21 protein-coding genes are annotated in these 26,058 nt (G+C 60.3%); 13 read left to right on the forward strand and 8 right to left on the reverse strand.

Annotation, left to right across the window (positions count from 1 at the left end; genetic code table 11):
- Positions 1–13 precede the first annotated feature (13 nt).
- The gene (locus BLW21_RS03395; protein WP_092737934.1) at positions 14–433 is read left to right on the forward strand and encodes a sugar 3,4-ketoisomerase; all 420 of its coding nucleotides are present in this window, start codon (positions 14–16) and stop codon (positions 431–433) included.
- Positions 434–467: 34 nt separating this feature from the next.
- Here BLW21_RS03395 and BLW21_RS03400 read toward each other — a convergent pair whose 3' ends face one another.
- The 3 genes from BLW21_RS03400 to tsaE all read right to left on the reverse strand — a co-directional run bounded on the left by BLW21_RS03400 (position 468) and on the right by tsaE (position 2,865).
- Positions 468–1,010, reverse strand: coding sequence for a hypothetical protein (locus tag BLW21_RS03400; protein ID WP_092737936.1), 543 nt, complete (start codon positions 1,008–1,010; stop codon positions 468–470).
- A gap of 105 nt (positions 1,011–1,115) precedes the next feature.
- Positions 1,116–2,351 carry an alanine dehydrogenase gene (locus tag BLW21_RS03405; RefSeq protein WP_092737938.1) on the reverse strand — a complete coding sequence of 412 codons (1,236 nt, stop codon included), beginning with the start codon at positions 2,349–2,351 and terminating at the stop codon, positions 1,116–1,118.
- A 94-nt stretch (positions 2,352–2,445) separates the two neighbouring features.
- The gene (tsaE, locus tag BLW21_RS03410) at positions 2,446–2,865 is read right to left on the reverse strand and encodes a tRNA (adenosine(37)-N6)-threonylcarbamoyltransferase complex ATPase subunit type 1 TsaE (protein ID WP_092737940.1); all 420 of its coding nucleotides are present in this window, start codon (positions 2,863–2,865) and stop codon (positions 2,446–2,448) included.
- Positions 2,866–2,959: 94 nt separating this feature from the next.
- Between tsaE and BLW21_RS03415 the strand changes: the two genes are divergently transcribed.
- Both BLW21_RS03415 and BLW21_RS03420 read left to right on the forward strand, forming a co-directional pair.
- Complete coding sequence (locus BLW21_RS03415) at positions 2,960–4,216, forward strand: pyridoxal phosphate-dependent aminotransferase (protein ID WP_092737942.1); 1,257 nt, start codon at positions 2,960–2,962, stop codon at positions 4,214–4,216.
- 145 nt (positions 4,217–4,361) lie between these two features.
- The gene (locus tag BLW21_RS03420; protein ID WP_092737944.1) at positions 4,362–4,733 is read left to right on the forward strand and encodes a TonB-dependent receptor plug domain-containing protein; all 372 of its coding nucleotides are present in this window, start codon (positions 4,362–4,364) and stop codon (positions 4,731–4,733) included.
- Positions 4,734–4,765: 32 nt separating this feature from the next.
- Here the strand turns inward: BLW21_RS03420 and porX are convergent, their stop codons facing one another.
- Entirely contained in the window at positions 4,766–6,328 is a 1,563-nt protein-coding gene (gene porX, locus BLW21_RS03425; RefSeq protein ID WP_092737946.1) for a T9SS response regulator signal transducer PorX, read from the reverse strand.
- Positions 6,329–6,669: 341 nt separating this feature from the next.
- Between porX and BLW21_RS03430 the strand changes: the two genes are divergently transcribed.
- From BLW21_RS03430 to BLW21_RS03455, 6 genes are all read left to right on the forward strand, one after another.
- Entirely contained in the window at positions 6,670–7,899 is a 1,230-nt protein-coding gene (locus BLW21_RS03430; protein ID WP_092738324.1) for an HD domain-containing protein, read from the forward strand.
- Between the two features lie 222 nt (positions 7,900–8,121).
- Positions 8,122–9,162: a UDP-3-O-(3-hydroxymyristoyl)glucosamine N-acyltransferase gene (lpxD, locus tag BLW21_RS03435; protein ID WP_092737948.1), complete on the forward strand. Its 1,041-nt coding sequence runs from the start codon at positions 8,122–8,124 to the stop codon at positions 9,160–9,162.
- Between the two features lie 144 nt (positions 9,163–9,306).
- Positions 9,307–10,701, forward strand: a complete 1,395-nt coding sequence (locus tag BLW21_RS03440; protein ID WP_092737951.1) for a bifunctional UDP-3-O-[3-hydroxymyristoyl] N-acetylglucosamine deacetylase/3-hydroxyacyl-ACP dehydratase — start codon at positions 9,307–9,309, stop codon at positions 10,699–10,701.
- Between the two features lie 110 nt (positions 10,702–10,811).
- Positions 10,812–11,612, forward strand: coding sequence for an acyl-ACP--UDP-N-acetylglucosamine O-acyltransferase (gene lpxA, locus BLW21_RS03445; protein ID WP_092737953.1), 801 nt, complete (start codon positions 10,812–10,814; stop codon positions 11,610–11,612).
- A 162-nt stretch (positions 11,613–11,774) separates the two neighbouring features.
- Positions 11,775–12,407, forward strand: coding sequence for an ABC transporter ATP-binding protein (locus tag BLW21_RS03450; protein WP_092737955.1), 633 nt, complete (start codon positions 11,775–11,777; stop codon positions 12,405–12,407).
- Positions 12,408–12,514: 107 nt separating this feature from the next.
- Entirely contained in the window at positions 12,515–12,874 is a 360-nt protein-coding gene (locus BLW21_RS03455) for a hypothetical protein (protein WP_092737957.1), read from the forward strand.
- Positions 12,875–13,016: 142 nt separating this feature from the next.
- Here BLW21_RS03455 and BLW21_RS03460 read toward each other — a convergent pair whose 3' ends face one another.
- Positions 13,017–13,790 carry a DUF4197 domain-containing protein gene (locus BLW21_RS03460; RefSeq protein WP_092738325.1) on the reverse strand — a complete coding sequence of 258 codons (774 nt, stop codon included), beginning with the start codon at positions 13,788–13,790 and terminating at the stop codon, positions 13,017–13,019.
- A gap of 202 nt (positions 13,791–13,992) precedes the next feature.
- Between BLW21_RS03460 and BLW21_RS03465 the strand changes: the two genes are divergently transcribed.
- The 3 genes from BLW21_RS03465 (at position 13,993) to BLW21_RS03475 (ending at position 17,149) form a co-directional block, all read left to right on the forward strand.
- Positions 13,993–15,249 (forward strand): competence/damage-inducible protein A, encoded by a 1,257-nt coding sequence (locus BLW21_RS03465; RefSeq protein WP_092737959.1) that lies wholly within the window; start codon positions 13,993–13,995, stop codon positions 15,247–15,249.
- A 99-nt stretch (positions 15,250–15,348) separates the two neighbouring features.
- Positions 15,349–16,731 (forward strand): dihydrolipoamide acetyltransferase family protein, encoded by a 1,383-nt coding sequence (locus tag BLW21_RS03470; protein WP_092737961.1) that lies wholly within the window; start codon positions 15,349–15,351, stop codon positions 16,729–16,731.
- A gap of 214 nt (positions 16,732–16,945) precedes the next feature.
- Positions 16,946–17,149: a hypothetical protein gene (locus BLW21_RS03475; RefSeq protein ID WP_139255068.1), complete on the forward strand. Its 204-nt coding sequence runs from the start codon at positions 16,946–16,948 to the stop codon at positions 17,147–17,149.
- 97 nt (positions 17,150–17,246) lie between these two features.
- Here the strand turns inward: BLW21_RS03475 and BLW21_RS03480 are convergent, their stop codons facing one another.
- The 3 genes from BLW21_RS03480 to BLW21_RS03490 form a co-directional block, all read right to left on the reverse strand.
- Complete coding sequence (locus BLW21_RS03480) at positions 17,247–19,784, reverse strand: TonB-dependent receptor (protein WP_092737965.1); 2,538 nt, start codon at positions 19,782–19,784, stop codon at positions 17,247–17,249.
- 233 nt (positions 19,785–20,017) lie between these two features.
- Entirely contained in the window at positions 20,018–22,066 is a 2,049-nt protein-coding gene (locus tag BLW21_RS03485) for a S9 family peptidase (protein WP_092737967.1), read from the reverse strand.
- Between the two features lie 115 nt (positions 22,067–22,181).
- On the reverse strand, positions 22,182–24,878 hold the full coding sequence (locus BLW21_RS03490) for a valine--tRNA ligase (protein WP_092737969.1): 2,697 nt from the start codon (positions 24,876–24,878) through the stop codon (positions 22,182–22,184).
- Between the two features lie 218 nt (positions 24,879–25,096).
- Here BLW21_RS03490 and BLW21_RS03495 point away from each other — a divergent pair, with 218 nt between their 5' ends.
- Positions 25,097–26,032: a carbon-nitrogen hydrolase family protein gene (locus BLW21_RS03495; protein WP_092737971.1), complete on the forward strand. Its 936-nt coding sequence runs from the start codon at positions 25,097–25,099 to the stop codon at positions 26,030–26,032.
- The last annotated feature ends 26 nt before the right edge of the window (positions 26,033–26,058 follow it).

A 26,058-nucleotide genomic window follows, 5' to 3' on the forward strand; every position in this document is an offset into this window, starting at 1 on the left:
CTTTTTACCGCTCATGCCGCTTCCGCACCTGCTCGATTTTCCTGCCACTGGCTCCGCTGAGCTGGGCCACCTGATTATCGCGGAAGGCGGGCAACTCCCATTCGCGGTGCGGCGCGTGTATTGGACGGCCGGCGTGCCCGCCACCAAAGTAGCCGGCAACCACGCCCACCACGAGTTGGAGCAGTTGATTGTGGCCGTCCACGGCACCATCGAGCTACTGGTAGAAACGCCCGACCGCCAGCGCCACACCTTCTGCCTCGACCACCCCACGCAGGGCCTGTACGTGCCGCCGCTATGCTGGCGCGAAATCCGCTTCGGCCCCGGTGCGGTACTTATGTGCCTAGCCTCGCAGGAGTACGACGAGGCCGACTACATCCGCAACTACGATGACTTCGCGCAGCTGGTGGGCGGCAGTGGCAATGTGAACGAGTAAAAGCGCAGCATAAACCAGTCAGCGCAACGCCCCACTACTGCGCCACCGCCTGGGCCCGCTCCTGGCGGCTACCCAGCGGTAGCAGTCGGAAGTACTTGGTTTTGAGCTTGCGGTTGAGGTAAGGCGGGAGCGGCTGGCCCTGCTGGTAAGCGGCCACCACCCGCTGGTACTGTCGCGGCCCGAAGCGGCTGAGGCGGAATATGCCGTAGCCCGTCATCAAAGCACCAAATACTATATCTTGGTTAGCCTGCTGATCGAGGTCCTCATAGTGGTCCTGCACATACTCCGGCTGTTTTTTGCGTTTGGAGGCTTTCACCACCACCTTTTTTACCGCACCATCCAGCAGAATGCCCGTGCCGGCCTGCAGCCAGCCGCGCGTAGCCTTGGAGCGCTGCATAAACAGGTGTTGCACGGCCCGGAGCGTATCGGAGTGGCCGTAGCGCAGGGTGCTGAGGCTGGGAAGCGTAACCGGCGCGGCAACTGTATCGGCGCCCAGCGGCAACGATTGGCCCCAAGCTTTCGGCCCCACGGCTACGCTCAACAGCAGGCCAGCAAAAATAATAGCGAGCTTATACATAATCGGATAGCTGAATTTTTCTCAAGAGTCCGAATCAAGTTCAGAAGTTGCAGCGGGCTACAAAATCTGTGCAATCCGTTAAAATCCGCGCTAATCCGTGGTCTGTTAGTTGCGCACGGCAATCATCAGGGCCAGCTCTTTGTAGCGCATATTGAAGCGGCGGGCGATGCTGGCATTCGTGAGCGAGCCTTTGTAGGCGTACACGCCCGAGCGGAAATGCTCGTTGGTGAACAGCACCTCGTTTACGCCGCCGTGCTGGCTGATTTCCTGCAGAATGGGCGTAAAAATGTTGCTCAGCGCGTTAGTAGCCGTGCGCGGTACCCGCGAGGCAATATTGGGCACGCAGTAATGGATAACGTCGTACTTGCGGAAAACGGGCTTGGCATGGCTGGTAATCTCGCTGGTTTCAAAGCAGCCGCCCTGGTCGATGCTGACGTCGATAATTACCGAGCCGGGCGACATCTGCGACACCGCCTCCTCGGAAACCATGAACGGAATGCGGCCCTCTTCGGGGTTCAGCGCCCCGATTACCACATCGGCGCGGCGGATTTGCTGGTTGAGGGCGAACGTATCGAGGGTGCTGGTGTAGAGCTGGGGCTGGCCCAGGTTCTGCTTGAGGCGGCGCAGTTTGTAGAGGTGGTTGTCGAACACCTTCACCTCGGCGCCCAGCCCAATGGCGGCCCGGGCCGAATACTCGGCCACCGTGCCGGCTCCCAGAATAACCACCTGCGAAGGCGGCACGCCGGTAATTCCGCCCAGAATGATGCCCTTGCCCTCGTCGCCGCCCCGGGCCGCCAGGTACTCGGCGGCCACCAGCATCACCGTCGAGCCCGCAATTTCCGACATGGCCCGCACCACCGGCCGCGCTCCGCTCGGGTCCTTTATCAGCTCGAAGCTGATGGCGTTGATCTTCTTGCGCAGCAGAGCCGTGATGTAATCGGCCGTGAGCGTACCGAACTGCAGGGCCGAAATCAGCGTCTGGCCGGCCCGCAGGTACTCCATCTCGTCGTAGGTGGCAGGGGCCACTTTCAGGATGATATCGGCCTCGAATACCTCTTTCTGCGAGTAGGCAATGGTGGCCCCGGCCTCGGAGTACGCGTGGTCGGAGTAGCGGCTGGGCTCGCCGGCCCCGCTTTCGAGCAGAATCTCGTGCCCTCCTTCCACCAAGTGCTTCACGGCCTCGGGCGTAAGGCAGATGCGGTTTTCCTGCAGCGACGTTTCGCGGGGCAGCCCGATAAACAGTTTCCGCTTGCGCGTTTCCACGGCCAGCATCGATTCCTGGGTGAAATAGGCGCGGCTGGCGGCCAGCGACTCGAAGCCGGATGGTACTGCTTGGGGCATCTTTTTTTAATTAAAAATTAAAAGTGAAGAATTAAAAAATCGAGAACAGCTCCTTTGGGGTCGGACTGGCCGCCAGCAGAGTAATTTTCGACTTTTAGTTCTCAATTTTTAATTCCCGCGAGGCGGGCCCGGTTACGGTGAGCGTGAGCGTAAGACGGTGGTCGGGTAGCAGGGGTGCCACGCGGCCAGGCCACTCAACCAAGCAAAGATAGCCAGAATCGAAGTACTCCGAAGCGCCGATTCCCTCGGCTTCGGCAGGCTCATCGAGGCGGTAGAAATCGAAGTGGTACACGGGAGTGTCGGCGGCCGTGCGGTACTCATTTACGAGCGCGAAAGTGGGGCTGCTAACTTCATCGGCCACGCCCAGCTCGCGGCACAGGGCCTTGATGAAGGTGGTTTTGCCGGCCCCCATCTCGCCTTCGAAACAGATGATGGTGTAGCCCTCAAGGGCGGCCCGCACCTGGGCGGCGGCGGCGGGTAGGTCGGCCAGACTGGAAATGGTAATCGTACGCATAGTGGCAAAGGTACACCAGCCGGTCGGGGGGCCAAACCGGTAGCCATTGCGTACTTTTAGCCAGCTTTCCTTTCGACCTAAACCAACCATTACCATGCACGTTTCGAAAATGGCCGCGGGCCTGATTGGCTCCGAAATCATCAAAATCGGCAACGAGGTCAACGACATGATTCGCCGGGGCGAGCAAATCTGCAACCTCACCATCGGCGACTTCGACCCAACCGAATACCCGATTCCGGCCGAGCTGAAGGACGGAATTATGTCCGCCTACGAGGCCGGGCAGACCAACTACCCGCCCGCCAACGGCATGGCTGGCCTGCGCGAGGCGGCGGCAGCCTTCACCGCCAGCCGCCTGGGCCTGGCATACCCGGCCACCGATTTTCTGGTGGCCGGCGGTTCGCGGCCGCTCATTTATGCCACCTACCTGGCCCTGGTGGATGCCGGCGACCAGGTGGTATTTCCGGTGCCGAGCTGGAACAACAACCATTACTGCCACCTTTCGGGCGCCGAGGCCATAACAGTGGAAACCCGGGCCGAAAATAACTTTATGCCCACCGCCGCCGAGCTGGCCCCGCACCTGCCCGGCGCCACGCTACTGGCCCTGTGCTCCCCGCTCAACCCCACCGGCACCGTATTCAGCCGCGAAGATCTGGAAGCCATCTGCGACTTGGTGCTGGCCGAAAATCAGCGCCGCGGCCCCAATGAAAAGCCGCTCTACCTGCTCTACGACCAGATTTACTGGCTGCTGACCTTCGGCGCCACCGAGCACTACGACCCCGTGAGCCTGCGCCCCGCCCTACGCGACTACACCATTTACATCGACGGCATCTCGAAGTGCCTGGCCGCCACCGGCGTACGGGTAGGCTACGCCTTTGGGCCGAGCGAAGTCATCAACAAGATGAAGGCCATCCTGGGCCACGTAGGCGCCTGGGCCCCCAAGGCCGAGCAGGTGGCCGTGGGCCAGTACCTGCCCCAGACCGAAGCCGTTGACACATATATGGCCGCTTTCAGGCAGAAAATCCAACATAGCCTGAACTTGCTGCACGAGGGCCTGCAGGCCCTGAAGGCCGAGGGCCTGCCTGTTGATTCGCTGGTACCCCAGGGGGCCATCTACCTCACCGCCAAGCTCGACGTGCTGGGCCGCAGCACGCCCGCCGGCCAGCACCTCGAAACCACCCAGCGAATCACGTCTTACCTCATCAGCGAGGCGAAGCTGGCGCTGGTGCCCTTCAGCGCCTTTGGCACCGACGGCACCGCGCCGTGGTTCCGGATGTCGGTGGGCGGCGCCTCGGCCGAGGCTATTGCGGCGGCGCTACCCCGGCTGCGGGCGGCGTTGGAGGCACTGCGGTAAGCAACTGCAGCCTTGTGTTTAAGACTTAAAAGAAAAGGGCCGCCATAACTGGCGGCCCTTTTCTTTAGTCATCGTATGGAATTTGCGTTACAAAGACATCTGTTATGAGATAGATGTTTCACATTTCAACAATTATCTTCTGCCCATGCACATCCATTTTTATTGGTCAGCTTTATTTATACTGCTTACGCCCGATGCCCTGCTCGCGCAGGCTTTAACGCCGCGGTTAGTCACTGCAGTGCTACCGCCGGACTCAACGCCGTCTAAGTCTTTTCGAATCATTTGTTACAATACACTAAAGCCCGGCAACGAACCGCTTTACGTTGTAGACGGTCGTCCGATTTCTGCCGAACAGTTTAAGTTATTGAATCCGGCTGAAATTCAAAGAATATCCGTTCTTCAGCGTGCTCAAGCTACCACTTTATATGGCTCCAGCGCCAACAACGGCGCAATACTTGTCACGCTAAAACAATCCGATGGGGTTCGGACTAAAAAACAGAAAAGGCCGGTCAACTGACCGGCCTTTTCTGTTTTCGTTGATTTATCCCCCTACCCTTTTGGGCTCAGCGTGACGTACGGGATGATACACTCCTCCAGGGAGATGCCGCCGTGCTGGAACGTGTCCTTGTAGTAGTTCACGTAGTAATTGTAGTTGTTGGGGTAGGCGAAGAAGAAGTCGCCGACCGTGAACACGTAGGCGGTGCTCACGTTTTCGCGGGGCAGGAAAATGTTATCGGGCTTGCGCACGGTGTACACGTCCTTGCTGTCGTCGAAGCCCAGGTTTTTGCCGTGCTTGTAGCGCAGGTTGGTATTCGTGTTCCGGTCGCCCACGATTTTGTAGGGCCGCTTTACGCGAATCGTGCCGTGGTCGGTGGTGATGATGACCTTGCCCTTGCGCTCGGCAATCTGCTGGAACATTTCGTACAGCGGCGAGTGCAGGAACCACGATTTGGTCAGGCTGCGGTACGCCGATTCGTCGGCCGCCAGCTCCCGGATCATGGCCATGTCGGTGCGGGCGTGGCTCAGCATATCCACGAAGTTGTAGACGATGACGTTGAGCTTGTAGTTGTTGTGCAGGTTGGCCATTTTGCCCAGCAAGTCCTTGCCGGCCTGCAGGTTGGTTACCTTGTGGTAGCTGAACTTATGCTTCTGGTTGGCCTTCTGGAACATAATTTCCAGAAACTCCGCCTCGTGCAGGTTCTTGCCCTCGTCGTCGTCGTCCCATACCCACAGGTTAGGGTATTTCTTCTGGATTTCGCTCGGCATCATGCCCGAGAAAATGGCATTGCGGGCGTAGGCCGTGGTAGTGGGCAGAATGCTGTAGTAGGTTTCCTCCGAATCGACGGTAAACATCTCCGCGATAATCGGCTCCAGCACCTTCCATTGGTCGTAGCGCAGGTTGTCGATGAGCATGAAGTACACGGGCGTGTCGCCGGTTTCCTTAAGCAGCGGAAACACCCGCTCCTTGAACAGCTGGTGCGACATGAGCGGCGCGTCGGCGTCGCCGTGCAGCCAGTCCTCGTAGTTTTCCTGAATAAAGCGGCCGAAGTAGGTGTTGGCCTCGTCCTTCTGCATGTTGAAGACCTCGGCCATGCTCTTGCCCTCGGTTTCGTTGATTTCCAACTCCCAGTACACCAGCTTCTTGTACACGTCGGCCCACTCGGTGGGGCTGAGCCGGTCGCCAAACTGCATGCCCAGCTGGCGGAAGTCGCGCTGGTAGCCCGAGTTGGTTTTCTCGCTCACGAGGCGCTTGTTGTCGAGCACCTTCTTTACGGCCAGCAGAATCTGGTTCGGGTTGACGGGCTTGATGAGGTAATCGGCAATTTTGCTACCGATGGCCTCCTCCATTATGTGCTCCTCCTCGCTCTTGGTTATCATGATAACCGGCACGGTGGGGCGTAGAGCCTTGATTTCGGTGAGGGTTTCGAGGCCCGTCAGGCCGGGCATGTTCTCGTCGAGGAAAACGATGTCGTAGGTTTTTTCCTGGATTTCCTCCACCGCGTCGGTACCGGAATTGACGGCGGTTACGTCGTAGCCTTTCTCTTTCAGAAAGAGGATGTGCGGCTTAAGCAGGTCGATTTCGTCATCGGCCCAGAGGATACTGTATTGCATATGGCGGGTTGAGAGTTACACAAGAAAGCCCGGACCGATGTCCGGCGCGAAGAAAACTACCTTGGCCAAAATGGTGGGCCGGCCGGGTAGTTCAAAGATGTCGGGCTGCCGGCAAAAGTTGCGGCGGCGGTTTCATAAGTAGCTTTACTCCCAATCCTTGCCTTTAGGTTGTTATATTTTTCTGCGCTGGCGCCATTTCAGACCAACTCAGCCGTAAAGAAACCAAAAATCAACGGCTTGAGTCCTCGTAGCTATACAACTGAGCCTACTAGTGTGTTTTGCGGCCCTTACTTCAAGCCCCGCACAACCACCTGAAAACCCGCCGCTTTCCCGAGCTCCCGATGAATAAAAAGAAGATTTTCAACGACCCTGTCTACGGCTTCGTCACCATCCCGACCGAGCTGCTTTTCGACCTGATTGAGCACACGTATTTCCAGCGCCTGCGCCGGATTCAGCAGTTGGGCCTGACGATGTTCGTGTACCCGGGGGCGCTGCACACGCGCTTTCACCATGCGCTGGGGGCTATGCACCTTATGTCGCTGGCCCTGCGCACGCTCAAAGACAAGGGCGTGAACATTTCGGCGGCCGAGGGCGAGGCGGCCATGGCAGCCATTCTGCTGCACGACATCGGCCACGGGCCCCTGTCCCACGCATTGGAGCGCAGCATTTTTTACGATATACACCACGAAGCCGTGAGCCTGCACATCATGCGCAAGCTTAACGCCGAATTTGGCGGGGCGCTGGATTTGGCTATTGCCATCTTCCAGGGCACCTACGCGCGGCCGTTCTTTCACCAGCTCGTTAGCAGCCAGCTCGATATGGACCGGCTCGATTACCTCAACCGCGACTCGTTTTATACCGGCGTGCAGGAAGGCCGCCCGGGTGCCGACCGCCTCATTAAAATGCTGACCGTGGTAGACGAGCGGCTGGTGCTGGAGGAAAAGGCCGTGTACAGCATCGAGAACTTTCTGGTGAGCCGGCGGCTGATGTACTGGCAGGTGTATTTGCACAAAACCGTTACCAGCGCCGAGCAGATGGTTATTCGCATTATGCAGCGGGCCCGCGACCTGGCGCGTGGCGGCACCGAAGTACCCGCCTCGCCCAACCTGCAGTTCTTCCTGACCCGCAACGTCACGCAGGAGCAATTCGAAACCGACGACACCATCCTGCGCCGCTTCGCCCGCCTCGACGACACCGACGTGTGGGGGGCCGTAAAACTCTGGGCCGACCACCCCGACACGGTATTGCGCTACCTGGCCCAAAGCCTGCTCGACCGGCACCTGTTCAAAATCACGCTCCAGACCGAACCCTTCGACGAAGAATTCCAGCTCGGCATTGTGGAGCTCATTGCCACCCGCTTCGAGCTGAGCCTCGCCGACGCGGCCCAGCTCATGCTAACCGGCCGCATCAGCAACAACGCCTACGACGCCGACGGCCACGATTCCATCGACGTGCTCACCAAGCGCGGCGAAGTAGTCAATGCCGCCGAGGCCTCCGACCTGCCCAACATCAAGGCCCTGAGCCAGCGCGTGGAAAAGCACTACATCTGCTACCCCAAGGAAATCCTTTGATCAGTGGTTAGTAGTTAGTGGTTAGTGGTTAGTGGTTAGTGGTTAGTGGTTAGTGGTTAGTGGTTAGTGGAAGAACGCCATTCTGAGTAGAACGAAGAATGTCAGGCATTACTATTGAAACAGCTGTTGTTCAATAACTTCAAACGCGGTGGTTTGCTGCAGTTGAAACGGCCCTAACCACTAACCACTAATCACTAGTCACTAACCCCTACTTTTGCCCTCATGGAATTTACCGTAGGTCAGATAGCCGAGGTTCTGCACGGCACCGTGGAGGGCGATAGTACCCAGCAAGTAAACCGGCTGGCCAAGATTGAGGAAGCGCGCATGGGCTCGCTCTCGTTTCTTTCCAACCCCAAATACGAGCCTTACCTCTATTCTACCGAGGCCACGGTGGTTATCGTGAGCCGCACGCTGGAGTTGAAAAAGCCCGTAACGGCCGCCCTGATCCGCGTTGACGACCCCTACACCAGCTTCACGGCCCTGCTCGAATTTTATCAGCAGGCCAGCCGCACTGGCAAGCGTGGGGTGGAAGAGCCGGCTTATATGGCCACCAGCGCCCGCATCGGGGCCAACCACTATCGTGGGGCCTTCTCCTACATCGGCGAGAACTGCGAAATCGGGGCCGATGTGGTGATTTTTCCGCACGTATTTATTGGCGACCGGGTGAAAATCGGCGACGGCACCATTCTGTATGCCGGGGCCAGAATCTACGCCGAAACCGTGATTGGGCAGCGCTGCGTGGTGCACGCCGGGGCCGTTATTGGCTCCGATGGGTTCGGGTTCGCGCCCCAGCCCGATGGCTCCTACCGCACTATTCCGCAAATCGGTAATGTGGTGCTCGAAGACAACGTGAGCATCGGGGCCAACGCCACCATCGACTGCGCCACGCTGGGCTCCACCATCATCCGCGAAGGGGCCAAAATCGACAACCTCGTGCAGCTGGCCCACAACGTGGAGGTCGGCCGTCACACGGTTATTGCGTCGCAAACGGGCGTGTCGGGCTCCACTAAAATCGGGGATTTCTGCGTGCTGGCGGGGCAGGTAGGCATGGCCGGCCACCTCACGCTGGCCAACCGCACCACCGTCACGGCCCAGTCGGGCGTGGGCAAATCCATCAAGCAGGAAGGTGTGCTGCTGCAGGGCTCCCCCGCCTTCGGCCTGCGCGACAGCCTGCGGGCCAACGCTATTTTTCGGCACCTGCCCGAGTTGGAGCGCCGCCTGCGCCTGCTCGAACAGCAAGCCCAGCCGCCGGAAAAGCGCTAACTTTGCGTTTCTGAAAGGAGTTAGAAGCTCGGGGAAGCCAGGAGTTAGAATTCGTTGGCTGCCCTGTTCCGATTTTGCTGCTCTCAGCCTTCCCCATTGACTTTTCTTCCAGCTTCTAGCTTCCTCAGCTTCTAGCTCCTTTAGATGAACGACAAGCAACACACCATCAAGGCCCGCGTCACCGTTAGCGGTATCGGGCTGCATACGGGGGTGGTAGCCACCATGACGTTTTGTCCGGCCCCCATCAACCACGGCTATAAGTTTCAGCGCATCGATTTGCCCGGCCAGCCCATTGTGGAAGCTGATGTGGACAACGTGGTGGACCTCTCGCGCGGTACAACTATTGAGCAAAACGGCGCCCGCGTAAACACCGTGGAGCACACGCTGGCCGCGCTGGTAGGCCTACAGATCGACAACGTGCTCATCCAGCTCGACGGCCCCGAGCCGCCCATCATGGATGGCTCCAGCTTCGAGTTCATCAAGCCGCTACAGGCCGCGGGCTTAGAGGAACAGAACGCGCTGCGCAACTATTACGAGATTCCGGCCGAAATCCGCTACCTCGACAACGCCCGCTCAGTAGAAATTGCCGCTTTGCCGCTCAACGATTACCGTCTCACGGTAATGGTAGACTACAATTCGCCGGTGCTGGGCTCCCAGCACGCCTCGCTCACCGACATCACCCAGTTTGCCGCCGAAATCGGCTCGTCGCGCACGTTCTGCTTTCTGCACGAGCTGGAGGCACTCTACAAGTCCAACCTTATCAAGGGCGGTGATTTAAGCAACGCCATTGTGGTCGTGGACCGCGTGGTGAGCGACGATGAGCTAAGTGAACTGGCCACGATGCTGGGCAAGCCCAAGGTGTCGGTTAAGAAGGAGGGCATCCTCAACAATGTGGATTTGCGCTACAAAAACGAGCCCGCCCGCCACAAGCTGCTCGATTTGGTAGGCGACCTGGCCCTGGTGGGCCGGCCGCTGAAAGGCCAGATTCTGGCCGCCCGGCCGGGGCACGCGGCCAACGTGGCCTTCGCCAAGCGCATCAAGAAAAAGATGATGGAGGCCCATACCAGCCCCATCCCGACCTACGACCCGAGTCGCGAGCCGGTGATGGACATCAACCAGATTGCCGCCACCCTGCCCCACCGCTACCCGTTCCTGCTGATTGACAAAATCATTCACCTCGACGCCACTACGGTAACGGGTGTCAAGAATGTAACTTTCAACGAACAGTTTTTCGCCGGCCATTTTCCGGGCAACCCCGTGATGCCGGGCGTGCTCCAGATTGAGGCCATGGCCCAGACTGGCGGCATTCTGGTACTCAACACCGTGCCCGATCCCGAAAACTACTGGACTTATTTCCTGGGCATCGAAAACTGCCGCTTCCGCCGCATGGTGAAACCCGGCGACACGATCATCTTTAAGTGCGAGTTGACGGCGCCCATCAAGCGGGGCATCGCCAAGATGAGCGGCAAGGCCTACGTGAGTGGCAAGGTGGTGATGGAGGCCGAAATGTCGGCCAGCATTGTGAAAAAGAACAATTAATCTGAATTAGTAATTGGTAATTAAGAATGAATAATTCGCTGTTTTGTGCGCTACTTGAGCCAACGGGGAAATTCTTAATTATTAATTCTTAATTACTAATTAAAAAAAGAATGACCCAGCCGCTCGCCTATATTCACCCCGAGGCCATCATTGCCCAGAACGTGGTAGTGGAGCCGTTTACGACCATTGACAAGGACGTGGAAATCGGGGAAGGCACCTGGATTGGCCCCAACGTCACGATTATGGCCGGGGCCCGCATTGGCAAGAACTGCCGGATTTTTCCGGGGGCCGTTATTGCCGCCCAGCCCCAGGACCTGAAGTTTGCCGGTGAAAGAACCACCGTGCATATCGGCGACAACACGGTGATTCGGGAGTGCGTGACGGTAAACCGCGGTACCGTGGACCGGCTGAAAACCGTGATTGGCAGCAACTGCCTGTTGATGGCCTACGTGCACGTGGCCCACGACTGCGTTATCGGCGACAACTGCATTCTGGCTAACACCGTGCAGGTAGCCGGCCACGTCGAAATCGGCGACTATGCCATTATCGGGGGCTCCTCAGCCATTCATCAGTTTGTGCGCGTTGGCCAGCACGCTATGATTTCGGGTGGCTCGCTGATTCGCAAGGATGTGCCGCCCTTCGTGAAGGCGGGCCGCGAGCCGCTGAGCTACGCCGGCATCAACAGCATCGGGCTGCGCCGCCGGGGGTTTTCGGATCAGAAAATTTCTGAGATTCAGCAGCTTTACCGCCTGCTGTTTATGAGCGGCCTCAACAACGCCGCCGCCCTCGAACAGATTGAACTGGAGTTGGCCCCTTCGCCGGAACGCGACGAAGTGGTAAACTTCATCCGCAATTCCGGCCGCGGCGTCATCAAAGGCTACGGCCGCGGCTCCTACAACAGCGGCGAGTAGGGAGCTGGGGTGGAAGAACGACGTAGGGGCGAGGCTTGCCCCCGCCCGCCGTTGAACAAGCTTGTAGAACAAATTCAAGTACGGCCGTTCAAGAGTTCCTACCGGCGGGCAGGGGCAAACCCCGCTCCTACTGAACATCCTAAGCCCTCAACACCTCAACGAATGCAGATTACGGCCACCGGACTGAGCAAGCGGTTTGCGCGGGAGTGGATTTTTCGGGGGCTGACCCATACGTTTGCCGCGGGTTCGGCCACGGCCATACTGGGGCCGAACGGGGCCGGCAAGAGTACGCTGCTTAACACGCTTTCGGGCCAGATTTTTCCCACCCAGGGCACGGTGGAATACCAGGAGAACGGCCGGGCGGTGGCCGTGGAAGACGTGCCGCAACGGCTGGCTTATGCCGCACCCTATCTGGAGTTGATTGAGGAGTTGACGCTGACCGAGCTTATCCGATTTCACACCCGCTTTAAGCCCCTGCAGCCCGGCATGTCGAGTGACGAGCTGGTGCGCCTGATGTACCTCGAAAAGTCGCGCCACAAACTCATTCGGGATTTTTCGAGTGGCATGAAACAGCGCCTCAAACTGGCCCTGGCCCTCTACGCCGATGCCCCGCTGCTACTCCTGGACGAGCCGACCACCAACCTCGACCGCACCGGCGTGGCCTGGTACCGCGAGCACGTAGCGGCCACGCTGCCGGGCCGCACGGTGCTGGTGTCGAGCAACGTGCCCGAAGAGTACGACTTTTGCTCTCAGCAACTGCTCATCACTGATTTCGGGGCCCAGGCGGCCCTCTAGGCGACTTTTTACAACTCAAGCAGGCAGCTTGAACGGAACCTGGCAAGGTTTCGTCGCGTATCTTTGTAACCCAATCCGTTTCATCCTTTACCGCCCCTGACAAGGCCATGACACAGCACGACGACTTCGACGACGACGACCTTTTTGGCGACGACGACGCCCTGGACAACTTCGCCAAAGCCGGCGGCAGCAAAACCCAGGGCTCGGCCGAGGAACGCCTAGCAGCCAAATACGCCGACTACCTAATGTGGCGCGATACCGGCTCCTCGCACGATGAGGCGCTGGACCTGGCCAACATGAGTGAAGACGAGTTTGATGAGGCCGAAGCCGGCAACGACCCCGAAAGCAGCGGCAAGTTCACCTCGCTCGACGACCTGGACGACAACGACTTTTCCGACGACGAAAACGACGAGTATGGCTCCTCCGGCTCTTCCCGCAACAGCGGCCGCAACTCCGATTACGATTAGCAGCAGTTTATTAAGCGGATAAAACGCTGTCATCCTGAGCAAAGCGAAGGACCTATAAAGAAGCCAACATCAATCGTTAGCTTCTTTATAGGTCCTTCGCTTTGCTCAGGATGACAGCGTTTTTTCGGTAGCCTCCCTCACCTTATCCCCGGCCGAACACGCGGCGCAGGATTTCGGTGGTGCGGGCCACGGGATTTTCGCGGATGTTAGCCTCTTCCTGGGCCACGAGCGTGAACAGGCCGTCGATGGCCTTGCCGGTGGCGTACTGGTTGAGGTCAGTCTGGACGGGCGTAACCAGCGGGATGCGGTTGTAGCGGGTCGTCAGGTCGGTGTAGTACTTGGTGGCGCCCACCTGGCCGAGGCTACGCTCCATGATGGGCTGGAACGCGGTGGTGAGCTGCGCGGTAGTGGTGCGCTTGAGGTAGTTGGTGGCCGCGTCATTCTCACCCGTCAGAATGCCCCATACGTCTTTAAACGTGAGGCTTTTGATGGCCGTCAGGAAGATAGGCTTGGCACTCTGGGCGGCCTGCTCGGCGCCGCGGTTCAGCGTCAGCTCAAACTTATCGACCTGGCTACCCAGGCCCAGCGTGCGGAGCGTGGTGGCTACGCGCTGGGCATCGGGCGGGAACGGGATGCGGATGAGGCGGTTAAGGTAAAAGCCGTCGGTTTTGGAGGCTTGGTCGGCCCCTTTGCTGATACCCAGCGTAAGGGCCTCCTTGAGGCCACGGGCGGCCTCATCCTGGCTTATATTACCGATGCCGGTGCTGGTGCCGGCAGTCGTGGTGCCGGGGCGGGTAGTGGGCGCGGGCAGGGTTTTGAAGATTTCTCCCAGTTTAGGAAAACGGAACTGCGCGGCGGCGGGCAGCTGCAGGCCCAGAAGCAACAGGGGCAGTGCGAGAAAAGAGCGGTTGTTCATGGCGTAAAGGAAGCGGTTATACTGCGGGTTTTGCACAAACCGGACCAAACTTAACGTCAGCTGGTAAAGCTGAAAGGCAAAACCCAGAAGCCCTGCCCGGACTCTAAGCGCCGGCCGGATGCTGCTTCGTCTGCTACCTTCGCGCTGCCAGGCGTTGCCTTCCACTTCTTTTTTTCCTGACTTCTTCCCTCTCCCCTTCCGCATGGTGCCTGATGTTGAAATTATGACCATTGGCGATGAACTGCTCTACGGGCAGGTTATCGATACAAATTCGGCTTTTATGGGCCAGGAGCTAGGCAAGCTGGGTTTGCGCGTACGCCAGATTACGAGCGTGTCCGACCGGGCCGATGAAATAGTGGCCACCCTCGACCAGGCCCGGCAGCGGGCCCGTGTAGTGCTGATGACCGGCGGCCTGGGTCCTACCAAGGACGATTTGACCAAGCACGTGCTGGCCCGCTATTTCGGTGCCGAGCTGGTGCTCGATGAAAACGTGCTGCGCCATGTGGAGGGCATTTTTGCCCGCTACCAGCGGCCGATGCTAGAAGTAAACCGCCAGCAGGCCATGGTGCCGGCCAATTGCCAGGTGCTGCACAACGCCGTGGGCACGGCGCCCGGCATGTGGTTCGAAGACGGCGGCGTAGTATTTGTGAGCATGCCCGGTGTGCCCCACGAGATGAAGTACCTGATGACCCACGAGGTGCTGCCGCGCCTGCGGGCCCACTTCCAGACGCCCGCCATCGAGCACCTGGTAGTGCAGACGGTGGGGCTGGGCGAGTCGTTTCTGGCCCAGCAGATTGAGGACTGGGAAACGGCCCTGCCGGCCTACGTGAAGCTAGCCTACCTGCCTTACCTGGGAGGCGTGCGCCTGCGCCTGACGGGCCAGGACGACGGCCAGCCCCACCTGCTGGCTCGCATGGAGGCCCTGCTGCCCGAACTACGCCGCTTGCTGGGCTCTCACATTTTCGCCGAGGGCGAAATCAAGCTGGAAGAAGCGGTAGGCCAGCTCTTGATGACGCGCAGCCTGACGGTAGGCACGGCTGAGAGCTGCACCGGCGGCCTATTGGCCCACCGTATTACCAGCGTGCCGGGCGCCTCGCGCTACTACCAGGGCAGCCTCGTGGCATATTCTAATGAGCTGAAAATGGCGGAGCTGGGCGTACAGGCTGAAACCTTGGCCACCTATGGGGCCGTAAGCGAAGCCGTGGTGGCTGAAATGGCCGAAGGCCTGCGCCGCCGCCTGGGTGTTGATGTAGCGCTGGCTACCAGCGGCATTGCCGGCCCCGACGGTGGCACGCCCGAAAAGCCGGTGGGCACCATCTGCGTAGCTTACGCCGACGCCCACCGCACCGTCACGAAGCAAATCAGCTTCGACCGCGGCCGCCAGCTCAATCTGGAGTTCACCGCCACCACTGCCCTGAACCTGCTACGGCTGAACTTGCCGGGCGGCGTGCCGGAGTGAGAGAACGGCAGCAACTCACCAATTCTCCGCATTGCGAGTTCTGGTTACCTTTGCACCACCAAACCCCACCCCACCCACCTCTATTAATATCCCGACCGCATGGCACGAATGGAAATGACGATGCCCAAGATGGGCGAATCCATCATGGAAGGCACCGTTCTCAAATGGCTCAAACAAGTAGGCGACGCCATCGAGCAGGACGAATCGGTGCTGGAAGTGGCCACCGACAAGGTTGATACCGAAGTTCCGGCCCTGCACGCTGGTGTTCTGCAGGAAATTCTGGTGGAGGAAGGCCAGGTAGTGGCGGTGGGCGCACCCATTGCCGTGATTGAAACCGACGCCGCCAACGCCGGCGCTCCGGCCCCCGCCGCTGCCCCGGCCGCGCCCGCCGCCTCCGACAATGGCGCGGCTACAGCTGCTGCCCAGGTGCCCCACGTGCCGGCCGAGACGCCCCCGGCTGCCGGTGCCGCCCAGCCCCAGGCCGGCCGCTTCTACTCGCCGCTGGTGATGAGCATTGCCCGCGAAGAAGGCATCAGCATGGGCGACCTGGAGTACCTGCCCGGTACGGGCAACGAAGGCCGCGTAACCAAAAAAGACATCCTCGACTACGTGGCCGGCGGCAAACAGCCCCTCACGCCGCAGGCCGCTACCCCGGCCGCTGCTGCTGCTCCGGCAGCTGCCGCTACTCCGGCCGCCGCGCCAACTGCCGCTCCGGCCGCTGCCAAGCCGCAGGCTGCTGCCACTTCAACCAAGGCAGTACCTTCCATCAGTGGTGGGCAGGAGTTGATCGAGATGGACCGGATGCGCAAGATGATTGCCCAGCGCATGGTGGACTCGAAACGCATTTCGCCCCACGTAACGAGCTTCGTGGAGGCCGACGTGACCGACATCGTGAACTGGCGCAACAAGCACAAGGATGCCTACAAGAAGCGCGAGGGCGAAAACCTGACCTTCACCCCCATCTTCATCCAGGCCATTGCCCGCGCCATTCAGGACTACCCGCTGATCAACGTCTCCATCGATGGCGACTACATCATCAAAAAGCGCGACATCAACATTGGCGTGGCCGTGGCGCTGCCCTCGGGCAACCTCATCGTGCCGGTTATTCACAACGCCGACCAGCTCAACCTTAATGGACTGAGCAAGAAGCTGAACGATTTGGCCAACCGCGCCCGCACCAACAAGCTCAAGCCCGAAGACCTGGAAGGCGGCACCTACACCGTGTCCAACGTCGGCTCGTTTGGCAACGTGATGGGCACGCCCATCATCATGCAGCCCCAGGTGGCCATCATGGCCGTGGGCGCCATCAAAAAGAAGCCCGCCGTCATCGAAACGCCCCAGGGCGACCTGATTGGTGTGCGCCACTTCATGTTCCTGAGCCACAGCTACGACCACCGCGTGGTCGATGGCTCGCTCGGCGGCATGTTCGTGCGCCGCGTGGCCGACTACCTGGAGCAGTTCGACCCTAACACGAGCATCTAGGGCTTAGGGCTTAGGGCTTAGGGCTTAGGGCTTAGGGCTTAGGGCTTAGGGCTTAGGGCTTAGGGCTTAGGGCTTAGGGCTTAGGATGTATGGAAAAGGCCCCGTCGTGGTTACACGGCGGGGCCTTTTCGGTGGCCTGGGCTTACTTTTGCCTATCGATGGCCTGGTCGGCTGCGCCAATCGGGCCTTTGGCTTTTACTCGTTATTCCTCCTCATGAAAAAATACCTGCCATTGGCGGCGCTACTGGTTGCGCTCGGCCTCATCCTGTTCCTCTACCAGCGCCTTACCAACACCGAAACGGCGCTGAAGCAGGCTGAGCAACGGTTTCACGACTGCGAGATTGTCACCTTTCAGCTCCAGAACAAACTCAGCCAGATCAAGCGCGGACCTGTGCCCGACAGTTTGCGGGATAGATAGCAAGACGGGGAGACAGTGAAATGGGGAGGTGACGTTCTGGAGCCTGATTGCGCTACTTGCGCCGGTCAGTCCCCGGAACATCACCTCCCGTTTCACCTTACTGCTGGCCGCCGGTATCGGTGCCGGTGCCGCCTTCCTTCAGGTCGTCGTTGCTGATGGCGCGGCGGCGGCGGCGGGGCTGCTGCTCGGTGGTGAGTTTGCCGATGCGGTAGCTCAGGTTGACGCGGACACCGGCCCGGCGCAGCACGTTCACGCTGTTCTGGTCGAGCACCGGCGACTCGACGCGGCTGCGGATTTTAAACTCGGGCGTAAAGAAGTTATCGGCGCCGATACCGAACGAGCCGCGCTTTTCGGCGAAGTCCTTTTTCACACTTAAGCTATAGATACCGAAACCGCCCTGGTAGCCCTGCAGCTGCACCTGCCGCCCCCGATAGAAGGCGAAGCTCTGGAAACCCCAGCCGTTGTCGAAGGTGTACGTGGCGTTGAGCCGGCCGCTGGCCACCCAGCCCGAGTTGCTGGCCGCCAGCTCGGGGTTGGAAGAGTTGTTGTCGAGCACGGCGTAGAACACGTCGGTTCCACCGCTGAGCGTGAATTTCTTGTTGATGTTGACGTTGGCGCTCAGGCTGCCACCGTAGGCATTTTCGGTGCCGATGTTGTCGAAACGCGTAATAATGGTATCGAGGCTGGTGGTGCGCACCGGCTGAATGGAGCCGGTGGTGTTACGCGCAAACACCGAGAAGTTGAGCGAAGTCTGCTTGACGAACGTGTTGTAGGCCAACTCGTAGTTGTTGGTGTACTCGGGCCGCAGCTCGGGGTTGCCAATGGTAACCAGCAGTGGGTTGGAAGCCTGACGGTTGGGGTTGAGAAACTGCAGCGACGGCCGCTGAATCCGGCGGTTGTAGGCCGCTTTCAGCAGGTTGCCGTTGGCGAGCTTGCGCGAGAGGTTCAGGCTGGGCACCAGCACCCCGTACGACGGAATAGGCTCCACCTGCTGCTCGGTTTTGAAATCGGCGTTGATGCTGGTGTACTCGTAGCGGACGCCGGGCTTGAAGGTGTAGTTCTTCAGCAGCGTGAGCGTGTAGGCGGCGTAGGCGGCGGCCACATTCTGGTCGTAGGTGAAGATGTTGGACAGGCCCCGACCCTCCTGGGGCTGGCCGTTGAGCAGCGTGGTATAGTCGCTGTTCACGCGGCGCACAATATCCTTGGCCCCAAACTCCAGAATCTGGTTTTCCTTGATGGGCGTGATGTAGTCGGCCTGTAGCGTGTACTCCTCGTTATAGCTGTCGTTGACGTTGCGCAGCAGATTGCCCGCTCCCAGCCCCTCGCGGATGGCGTTGGTGAAGTTGTTGGTGCGCACGTTGCGGCTGTACTGGCCCAGCACGCTGAACTCCTGGCGCGGCTTTTCGAAGGTGCGCGTATAGCTAAGCGTGGCGTCGAGCGTGATGGAGTTGTCGAGCACCTTTACGTCGCGCAGGCTGCTGATTACCGTATCACCCTGGGCGCGGAAGAAGGTGGTGTTCGAGCGCAGGTCGTCCTGGTAGCTGGTACCGTCGCGCTGGCCGATCTGCACCGAGGCGGCCACGAAGTTGAGCTTGTTGATTTCGTAATCCCAGCCCAGCGAATAGCGCCCGAACACGTTGTTCTGGCGGGTATCGGCCTGCTGCAGCGAGCGGCTGACGGCCGTGCGGTTGGCGGGGTCGTTGTTGGCGGGCAGACGGTAGCTGAGCTGCTCGTTTTCGAAGCGGCCGGGCGTGTTGTACTGGCCCCGCCCCCCGGCGTTGAACGAGAAGCCCATTTTGCCGGTGCGGTAGGCCGCGCTCAGGCCCAGGTTGCTGCTGCGCGAGCCGGCGCTGATGCGGGTGTCGAGCGTGAAGCCGCGCAGGTTGTTCTGCTTGGTTACGATGTTGATGATGCCACCCGAGCCTTCGGCATCGTACTTGGCCGAGGGCGAGGTAATCACCTCCACGCTCTTGATCTGGTCGGCCGGAATCTGCTTGAGGGCATCGGCAATGCTGTTGGCCGAGATGGTGCTGGGGCGGTTGTTGATGAGCACCCGGATGTTGCTGGAGCCACGCAAACTCACGTTGCCGTCGAGGTCGACGCTGAGCAGCGGTACGCGGCGCAGCACGTCGGTGGCGTCGCCGCCGCGGGTAGTTTCATCCTTTTCGGCGTTGTATACCGTGCGGTCCACCTTCTCCTCAATCAGGGCGCGCTGGCCTTCCACTACCACTTCCTTCAGGGCCTGGGCCGTGCTTTCGATGCTGAGGCTGCCCAGGTTCACCGTGTTGCCATCGTCGGTAATCACGATGCCCGGCTTCTCGAAGTTCTTGTAGCCGATGAAGCTTACCTGCACGATGAACGTACCGGCAGCCACCCGCGGAATCGAGAACTTCCCATTGTCGTCGGCCGAAGTGCCATCGACAGCTTTTTTGGTTGCTGCGTTCAGCAGCACCACCGTGGCGTAGGGCACTGGTTGCTTAGTGGCGGCATCTAGCACCACACCCAGCACGCGGCCCGTGCCAGACTGAGGCTGCTGGGTTGGGGTGCCAGTGGGGCGGCCGGAACCGGTGGGGGCCTGGGCCAACGCCAGGGTAGTAGGGGCTGCCAGCAGCAGCAGAAGTACTTGCTTCTTCATTCTCGCTAATCAAAAAATGCCTCGCTCCTCCCCGGTTCGCCCCTACCTACTATTGGCCGGCCCCACCGGAGAAAGTCAGCAGGCGTGCGCTACAGACGCAACTTTCACTTCCGGGTGGCACGGCGGCGCCAGAATATTTTCGGGGCCGCCCCGAGGCCCGCAGACGTAGCCCGCTCGGGCAGCGGGGAGGGCCGTAGCATCAGCCCACGCCTGCCATGCCAAACGTAGCGCCCCTACTCCCGCATGCCCAGCAACAGCAGCATAAAGGCAAACTGCCGGGCTACATCGTGGATGGATTTGAAGCGGCCCGAAGCTCCGCCGTGGCCGGCGGCCAGGTCGGTGTGGAGCAGCAGCAGGTTGTCGTCGGTTTTGAGCTGGCGCAGCTTGGCCACCCACTTGGCGGGCTCGAAGTACTGCACCTGCGAGTCGTGCAGGCCGGTTGTTACCAGCATGTTGGGGTAGGCCTGGGCTTGCACGTTGTCGTAGGGCGAGTAAGACAGCATGTAGTCGTAGAACTGCTGCTCGTTGGGGTTGCCCCACTCGTCGTACTCGCCCGTCGTGAGCGGGATGGTGTCGTCGAGCATGGTCGTGACCACGTCCACGAAGGGCACGGCCGCCAGAATGCCCTTGTAGAGCTCGGGGTGCAGGTTGGCCACGGCGCCCATCAGCAACCCGCCGGCCGATCCGCCCATGGCAAACAGGCGGTCGGGGGCCGTGTAGTTTTCGGCCAGCAGGTACTTCGAACAGTCGGTGAAATCGGTGAAAGTGTTCTTTTTGAGCAGCTTCTTGCCGCTTTCGTACCACTGCCGGCCCAGCTCCTGCCCGCCCCGGATGTGGCAGATGACGTAGGCGAAGCCCCGGTCGAGCAAGCTCAGGCGGGCGGCGCTGAACGTGGCGTCCATGGAGAGGCCGTAGGAGCCGTAGGCGTATTGCAGCAGCGGGGCCGAGCCATCGGGCTTAAAGCCCTTTTTGTATACCACTGACATCGGGATGCGCGTACCGTCGGCGGCCGGGGCGTAGAGGCGCTCGGTTACGTAGTCCTCTTTGCGGAAGCCGCCCAGCACGGGCTGCTCCTTGCGCAGGGTGCTGCGGCGGGTGGCCAGGTCGTAGTCGAAGGTGGACGTGGGCGTCGTGAGCGAGGAATACACGTAGCGCAGCACGCTGGTATCGAACTCGGGGTTGAGGCCGATGGCGGCCGTGTAGGTAGGCTCGCCGAACGGCAGGTAATGCGCTTGAGCGGGGTCGGCCCAGGGGCGCACGCGCAGCTTCAGCAGCCCCTCGTGCCGCTCGCCCAGCACCAGGTAGTCGCGCAGCAGCTCCATATTCTCTAAAAACACGTTGTCGCGGTGCCCGATTACCTCCTGCCAGTTTTCCTTGCCCGGAGCCGTCACGGGCGTTTTCAGCAGCCGGAAATTCGGGGCTTTATCGTTGGAGAGGATGTAGAAATCGTCGCCGAAATGCTCCACTTCGTAGAGGTGGTCGGCCTCGCGGGCCAGCAGCAGTTGGGGCGCGGCGGTAGGGTCGGCGGCGGGTAGAAACCAGGTTTCGGCCGCCATCGTGCTGCTGAGCTGGATGAAGACGTACTCCCGCGACTTCGAGCGCGTGACGGCGGTGTAGAACGTGTTGTCGGTTTCCTCATACACCAGCACATCGGTGGCCGGGTCGGTACCCAGCGTGTGGCGGTACACCTGGTAGTCGAGCAGAGTGTTTTCGTCCTTTTTGGTGTAGAAAACGGTCTGGTTATCGGTGGCCCACACGGCGTTGCCGCTGGTGTTGGCAATGGCCTCGGGGTAGGGCTGGCCGGTTGCGAGGTTGCGGAAGCGCAGCGTGTAGAGGCGGCGGCTCACGGTGTCGTCGGCGTAGGCCAGCACCCGGTTGTCATTGCTGACTTCGAGGCCGCCAAGGTGGTAGTAGTCGTGGCCGGCGGCCAGCTCGTTGGCATCGAGCAGCACCTGCTCAGGGGCCTCCAGGCTGCCCGGCTTGCGGCAGTAAATCGGGTACTCGGCCCCGGTTTCATAGCGCACGTAGTAATAGTAGCCGTTATCGAGGTAGGGCACCGACTCGTCCTGCTCCTGAATCCGCCCCCTGATTTCGCGCACCAGCGCCGCCTGCAAGTCCTTCACCGGCGCCATCTGGGCCTCGAAATAGGCGTTTTCCGCCGCCAGGTAGGCCAGTACTTCCGGGTTGTCGCGCTCCTGCAGCCAGTAGTAATCATCGGTGCGGGTGCCGAAGGGCGAAACGAGCGGCTTGGGTCGGCGGGCGGCAATAGGTGGCTGAAGCATAGGGACGCTTTAGGGTGATTTGGGGATGAGCAGGAAAGAAATGGGCGTTTTATCAGGTATGGGCAAGAGCTAGCTTTCTAACTCTTGCCCATACCTGATACTTACCAACCCGAACTCACAGCCCGGCCAGCTGCTGCTCCAGGGCCGCAATCTGGGCTTCGGCGTCGGCCAGCTTCTGCCGCTCACGCGCCACCAGCTCGGGCTTGGCGTTGGCCACAAACTTCTCATTGCTCAGCTTCTTGCTCACCGAGTCGCGGAAGCCTTGGGCATAGTCGATTTCCTTGGTCAGGCGCTCCTTCTCAGCCCCGAGGTCAATCTGGCCTTCGAGGGGCACGAAGAACTCGGCCCCGCCGGCCACGAAACCCACGGCGGCAGCCGGGGCGGCCTCGACCACCAAAATATCGGTGAGGGCAGCCAGCTTGCGGATAATGCCGGTGTAGTCGGCCAACAGGGTTTGCAGGGCGGGGTCGGTGGTTTTAGCGGCCAGCGTGAGGGGCTTGTTGGGGCCGAGGCCCTTCTGGTTGCGGATGGTGCGTACGCCGCCCACTATTTCCAGCGCCTGGGCCATGCGGGCCAGCAGGGCCGGCGCCTCGGCCACGGACTGGGGCTTGGGCCAGGCTGCCACGCAGGCGTACTCTTTCGGGCCGCGCTCCTGCAGCTCGTGCCAGATTTCCTCCGTGATAAAGGGCATGAACGGGTGCAGCAGGCGCAGCAGCGTTTCGAGGTAGGCGTTGGTGTGGCGCAGGGTTTCGGGGTCGATGGGAGCCTGGTAGGCAGGCTTGATCATCTCCAGATACACCGAGCAGAAATCGTCCCAGACCAACTTGTACACCGTCATCAGGGCATCCGAAATCCGAAATTTGACGAAGTGCTCGTCCATCTCGGCAATGGCGGCCTGCAGGCGCGCGCCAAACCACTCCACGGCCTTGTCGTTCACGAAGGCAAGCGCGGCATCCACTTCCCAGCCTTTGGTCAGGCGGAAGGCGTTCCAGAGCTTGTTGGTGAAGTTGCGGCCCTGCTCCACCAGCTTCTCATCATAGAGCAAATCGTTGCCGGCCGGGGCCGAGAACAGCATGCCGGTGCGCACCCCGTCGGCCCCGAACTGGGCAATCAGGTCGAGCGGGTCGGGCGAGTTGCCGAGCTGCTTGCTCATTTTGCGGCCCTGGCCGTCGCGCACAATGCCGGTGAGGTACACGTTGCGGAAGGGCACTTCCTTGCGGAATTCCAGCCCGGCCATAATCATGCGCGCCACCCAGAAAAACAGGATGTCCGGGCCCGTTACCAGGTCGTTGGTGGGGTAGAAGTAGTTGACGTCGGCGTTGTCGGGGTCGGCGAAACCATCGAACACCGAAATCGGCCACAGCCACGACGAAAACCAGGTGTCGAGCACATCCTCATCCTGGCGCAAATCGGTAAGCTGGAGCGCCGCGTTGCCGGTCTGCTCACGGGCCTGAGCCAGCGCCTCGTCGGGCGTGAGGGCCACCACGTAGGTGCCGTCGGGCAGGTAGTAGGCCGGAATCTGCTGGCCCCACCAGAGCTGGCGCGAGATGCACCAGTCGCGCACGTTCTCCATCCACACCCGGTAGGTGTTCTTGAACTTGGCCGGGTGCAGCTGCACGGTGTCGTTTTCGACCACCGCCAGCGCAGGCTTGGCCAAGTGTTCCATTTTCAGGAACCACTGCAAACTCAGCCGCGGCTCAATTACGGCCTTGGTGCGCTCCGAGGTCTGCACGATGCTGGCGTACTCCTCCACCTTCACCAGGTGGCCGGCCTCGTCGAGGTCCTTCACAATGTTGCGGCGGGCCGCGAACCGGTCCTGGCCCACGTAGAGCTGCGCTTTTTCGTTGAGCGTGCCGTCGTTGTTCAGAATATCGATGACGGGTAGCTTGTGCTTCACGCCCAGCTCATAGTCGTTCAAGTCGTGGGCCGGCGTCACCTTCAGGGCCCCGGTTCCGAAATCGATGCTCACATACTCGTCCAGAATCACCGGAATCTCGCGGCCCAGCAGCGGAATCCGCAGCTTCGCCCCGTGCAGGTGCGTGTAGCGCGGGTCGTTCGGGTTCACGGCCACCGCCACGTCGGCCATAATGGTTTCTGGGCGGGAAGTAGCTATAACTAAGCTTTTAGCTGATAGCTGTTGGCTGTTAGCTTCGGTCGGCGGAGAGCTATCAGCTAACAGCTTTAAGCTATCAGCTGAAAGCTCGTACTTCAAATAGTACATCTTGGCCATCACGTCCTTCGGGATGACCTCCTCATCCGACAAGGCCGTCTGGCCCAGCGGGTCCCAGTTGACCATGCGCACGCCGCGGTAGATGAGGCCCTTCTGGTGCAGATCCACGAACGTGCGCAGCACGGCATCAGTCAGGGCCGGCTCCATCGTAAAGCGGGTCCGGTCCCAGTCGCAGGAGGCGCCCAACTGCTTAAGCTGCTCGAGAATAATGCCGCCGTACTTTTCCTTCCAGGCAAAAGCGTGCTCCAAAAACTGCTCCCGGGTCAGGTCCTTTTTCTCGATGCCCTGCTCCTTGAGCAAGGCCACCACTTTGGCCTCGGTGGCAATGGAGGCGTGGTCGGTGCCGGGCACCCAGCAGGCCTCAAAGCCCTGCATCCGGGCCCGGCGCACCAGCACGTCCTGAATGGTATTGTTGAGCATATGGCCCATGTGCAGCACGCCCGTTACGTTGGGCGGCGGAATCACGACCGAATAGGGCTGCTTGCGGGGGTTGGCCTTGGCTTTGAAAAAGCCCTGCTCCTGCCAGCGCTGGTACCACTTGGCTTCAACGTTGGCGGGGATATAGGTTTTGGCGATGGTCATCGGTCGGGAAAAATCGGGGCGAATACGGGCACAAAAGTAGCTATTTCGGGCCGGGGCCGGAAACTACCGGAATTACTTCGCCTTTCGTGGGCGCCGGAGGTGTTACAACCGCGCTGATTGTTTATTTTTGAAGCTTCTTTAGAATATTAGCGGGCGAGACTTCTGCCTAAAGCCCTTTCTGAAGCCCATTTACCTGCTCTCGTCGTTCCTGCTGGCCTATGGCTCTTTTTACTTTCCGCAAATCTTCCGCGGCCCGGCCAGCTACGGCCCCGACCACTGTGCTTTCTGCAGCCCCGGCTTTTGCCGGCTCGTTGCGCGTGGGCTTGGGCCAGCTGTTAGTGGAGGGCGGCGAGCCCGAGCGCAACCTCACCCGGGCCGAACGGATGATAGCCGACGCGGCCGCCCAGAATTGCGACCTGGTGTTACTGCCCGAAACCCTCGACTTTGCCTGGACCCACCCCAGCGCCCTCACCGAGGCCCAGCCCATCCCCGGGCCTTACGCCGACCGCCTCTGCCAGGCCGCCCGTGTGCATGGCCTTTACGTATGCGCCGGCCTGACTGAACGCGCCGCCGACGGCCGCATCTACAACGCCGCCCTGCTCATTAATTCCGCCGGCGAAATCATCTGCAAATATCACAAAATCAATCTTCTCGAAGTTGAATTGCCCTTTTACGCGGTAGGCCAGACGCTGAACGTAGTAGATACGCCACTGGGCAAAATCGGCGTCAACATCTGCGCCGATAATTTTCTTGATGGGCTGGCCATCGGCCACACGCTGGCCCGCATGGGGGCCGAGTTCATCCTCTCCCCTTCTTCCTGGACCGTGGATTACTCCATCACCGAGGAGCACGACCCCTACGACGAAAAATGGGTAAAGCCCTACTCCATTCTGGCCCAGCTCTACAACGTGAGCGTAGTGGGCACCACGTCGGTGGGCTACATTGTGGGCGGGCCCTACGAGGGCAAGAAGAGTATTGGCTGCTCGCTGGCCGTCGATGCGGGCGGCATCCGGGCCCAGGGCGCATTCAACGAGTTTGCCGGCCAGCTCGTGGTGGCTGATTTGCCCCGGCCGGTGCGGGCCGAGCAAGGCACCCAAATCGGGCAGCGGCTGGCCCGCAAGGGCTTCCGATTTGATGAACTGCCTACTCAATAATCGCCTAACTTCGTAACTACCCTACT

It is taken from the genome of Hymenobacter psychrophilus (genome assembly GCF_900107135.1).
Taxonomy (GTDB): Bacteria; Bacteroidota; Bacteroidia; order Cytophagales; family Hymenobacteraceae; genus Hymenobacter; species Hymenobacter psychrophilus.

Coding starts and splice junctions, on each gene's coding strand:
- BLW21_RS03490 (WP_092737969.1), bottom strand. CDS start 24,878: ATGACCATCGCCAAAACCTATATCCCCGCCAACGTTGAAGCCAAGTGG.
- BLW21_RS03475 (WP_139255068.1), top strand. CDS start 16,946: ATGAAAAAATACCTGCCATTGGCGGCGCTACTGGTTGCGCTCGGCCTC.
- BLW21_RS03395 (WP_092737934.1), top strand. CDS start 14: ATGCCGCTTCCGCACCTGCTCGATTTTCCTGCCACTGGCTCCGCTGAG.
- BLW21_RS03470 (WP_092737961.1), top strand. CDS start 15,349: ATGGCACGAATGGAAATGACGATGCCCAAGATGGGCGAATCCATCATG.
- lpxD (WP_092737948.1), top strand. CDS start 8,122: ATGGAATTTACCGTAGGTCAGATAGCCGAGGTTCTGCACGGCACCGTG.
- BLW21_RS03495 (WP_092737971.1), top strand. CDS start 25,097: ATGGCTCTTTTTACTTTCCGCAAATCTTCCGCGGCCCGGCCAGCTACG.
- BLW21_RS03460 (WP_092738325.1), bottom strand. CDS start 13,790: ATGAACAACCGCTCTTTTCTCGCACTGCCCCTGTTGCTTCTGGGCCTG.
- BLW21_RS03485 (WP_092737967.1), bottom strand. CDS start 22,066: ATGCTTCAGCCACCTATTGCCGCCCGCCGACCCAAGCCGCTCGTTTCG.
- BLW21_RS03465 (WP_092737959.1), top strand. CDS start 13,993: ATGGTGCCTGATGTTGAAATTATGACCATTGGCGATGAACTGCTCTAC.
- BLW21_RS03440 (WP_092737951.1), top strand. CDS start 9,307: ATGAACGACAAGCAACACACCATCAAGGCCCGCGTCACCGTTAGCGGT.
- porX (WP_092737946.1), bottom strand. CDS start 6,328: ATGCAATACAGTATCCTCTGGGCCGATGACGAAATCGACCTGCTTAAG.
- tsaE (WP_092737940.1), bottom strand. CDS start 2,865: ATGCGTACGATTACCATTTCCAGTCTGGCCGACCTACCCGCCGCCGCC.
- BLW21_RS03430 (WP_092738324.1), top strand. CDS start 6,670: ATGAATAAAAAGAAGATTTTCAACGACCCTGTCTACGGCTTCGTCACC.
- BLW21_RS03405 (WP_092737938.1), bottom strand. CDS start 2,351: ATGCCCCAAGCAGTACCATCCGGCTTCGAGTCGCTGGCCGCCAGCCGC.
- lpxA (WP_092737953.1), top strand. CDS start 10,812: ATGACCCAGCCGCTCGCCTATATTCACCCCGAGGCCATCATTGCCCAG.
- BLW21_RS03420 (WP_092737944.1), top strand. CDS start 4,362: ATGCACATCCATTTTTATTGGTCAGCTTTATTTATACTGCTTACGCCC.
- BLW21_RS03480 (WP_092737965.1), bottom strand. CDS start 19,784: ATGAAGAAGCAAGTACTTCTGCTGCTGCTGGCAGCCCCTACTACCCTG.
- BLW21_RS03415 (WP_092737942.1), top strand. CDS start 2,960: ATGCACGTTTCGAAAATGGCCGCGGGCCTGATTGGCTCCGAAATCATC.
- BLW21_RS03455 (WP_092737957.1), top strand. CDS start 12,515: ATGACACAGCACGACGACTTCGACGACGACGACCTTTTTGGCGACGAC.
- BLW21_RS03400 (WP_092737936.1), bottom strand. CDS start 1,010: ATGTATAAGCTCGCTATTATTTTTGCTGGCCTGCTGTTGAGCGTAGCC.
- BLW21_RS03450 (WP_092737955.1), top strand. CDS start 11,775: ATGCAGATTACGGCCACCGGACTGAGCAAGCGGTTTGCGCGGGAGTGG.